Source organism: Pseudomonas sp., assembly GCF_049590575.1.
Lineage (GTDB): Bacteria > Pseudomonadota > Gammaproteobacteria > Pseudomonadales > Pseudomonadaceae > Aquipseudomonas.
The window spans coordinates 1-2,002 of the sequence record NZ_JBAWDE010000001.1 but is presented as its reverse complement, the minus strand read 5'-3'; the positions used below and the strand labels follow the sequence as shown (position 1 = coordinate 2,002).

Here is a 2,002-nt window from a genome sequence, read left to right as displayed (position 1 = left end):
GGCGGCAATACGCAATGCACCGGGTCGGTGATATGGCTGGGGGTCATCGTCCAGGTATGCACGGGATTACCCCGAGCGTTATAGGTCATGGGCGCCACACGCGGCGCCGATGGGTTATCGGTCATAGTGGGTCTCCATTATCAAGCCATTCCAATACGAGCCCTTCCAGCCTCATGCCCTGTTGCAGGGTGACGAAGCCTTGCGCATCGGTGCGGCCTTCGAAACGTGCGCCATCCTTGCGCACCAAGGCATAGGCGCGGTCGCGGATGGGTTTGCCGTCGTTGAAGAAAGTTTGAAAGCGTTCGTTGAACGAGGTGCTGGGCCAGCTATTGAGTTCCGTGGCGGCATTGCTTGGATCAATGAAGTACTTGTTCGCAGCCTTCACCGTAAAATCACCAGGCATCCCCAGCTCGATATTGCCACCCTGCATCTTGATATAAGCCCCACCGCACAACAGGGTGATGTGCTTGTCTGCCGCCACCAGCACGTGTTGCTGGCTGGCGCTGATTTCCACGCTCTGGTCCGCTTGCACATGGATGCTGTTGTGCTGGGCTTGCAACAGCAGTTGGCCGTTGTGGGCGATATGCCGCATGTCGCCCCCCTGGGCAAACAGGCCGATTTCGTCACCCGCATTGATCACCACTTTTTGGCCGGCGGTGAATTGCTGGTTGTGTTGCGCCACGCTGTCAATGTGTTCACCTGCGCCCAGGGCGATACTGCGCGACGTAGCGGCAGCGATCCCGGCAGGCCCGCTCAGCGCGATGATGGGTCGTGCGCCATTGCCGGAGCCGTCGGCTTGATCATTTGCGCCATGCCCCAGCGCATTCACTGCATCGGTCAGGGATTTTTGCGGCTGTGAATCCAGGGCAATGCCTTGAGCGTTTTCGGCAGATGCGCCCAGCTGTCTGGCCAACGTCAGCGCGGCTTGTAACACCTCAATCACCTGTTGGCGTTCCAGTTGACCCGCACCGGCCTTCAGTTGAGCTTCGGCGGTCAGCAGCAACCCTTTCGCTGCGCGCAATGCGCCGTGACCATCGGTACGCAACTCAAAACCTTCGCCCCTTGGTCGGCCACCTCCGTAGTGGCGTGGATGAGTGAGGTAGCCCAGGTGCAGCGCGCTATGTTCGTGATCACTCATCAGCGCAGCACTGATTTGCGCGGTGGTGTCGTCGATGCGCAACTCGTTGGCCCGAGTGCCCTTGAACTCACGGCTTTTGGTCGTCGCCACAGCGTTGAGCTTGGGCAGTTCGTAGGGCGGCAGATTGGTTTGCCGGTAGGTCCGCCCCGTGGCGATCGGCTGGTCAGGATCTCCATCCAAAAAGCTTATGATCAGTTCCTGATTCACCCGTGGCACGGCCATGGCGCCCCAGGTCGCGCCGGCCCAGCCTTGAGCTACACGGATCCAGCACGAACTCTGGTCGTTGTTCTTGTCCGAGCGATCCCACGGGAACTGCACCTTGACCCGGCCCCATTCATCGCAATAAATCTCCTCGCCGGGCGGGCCGACCACCGTGGCGATCTGCGGGCCGTCGATGCAGGGTTTGTCACGCAGCGGGGCTTTCCAGTCGGAGGTCCAGCGGATGGCGCTGGCCTTTAGTTCATAGGAGGTGCCGAGGTCACTGCCGAACGCTTCCTCCTGCAAGCTGGTGTGTTGCTTGCCTTCGTGCCTGATGGCGATGGTGCGCCAGCGGTCGTTGAAGTCCTCGCGCGGATGGTCGTTGAGGTCGAACGCCAGCCCCGGTTGCAGGCGCTCATCGTCGCCTTCCAAGTGGGCCAGCTTGGCGTCGTTGCGCAGGGCAGTCAGACGCGTTTTGGTAAAAGGCTTGCCGGCGATATCGCGCTTGTAGCGACCGGGGTAGTCGTAGCGTTCGTAATCTTTGTGCTGGTTGTTGAGGTCCTGATCGCCGGTGGCGGTGTGCTGTTGGTTGTAGCGCGGATGGGTGAAGGTGTAGTCGCGCTGCACCTGCATGGCGGTGCGCACCTGTTCGGTGTAGTGAAAGCG

1 protein-coding gene is annotated in these 2,002 nt (G+C 60.6%); it reads right to left on the bottom strand.

Annotated features, from left to right (window positions below):
- Nucleotides 1-121: 121 nt before the first annotated feature.
- Nucleotides 122-2,002, bottom strand: a 1,881-nt coding sequence (locus WBR57_RS00005; RefSeq protein WP_424080965.1) for a type VI secretion system Vgr family protein, incomplete at its 5' end; no start/stop codon positions are given.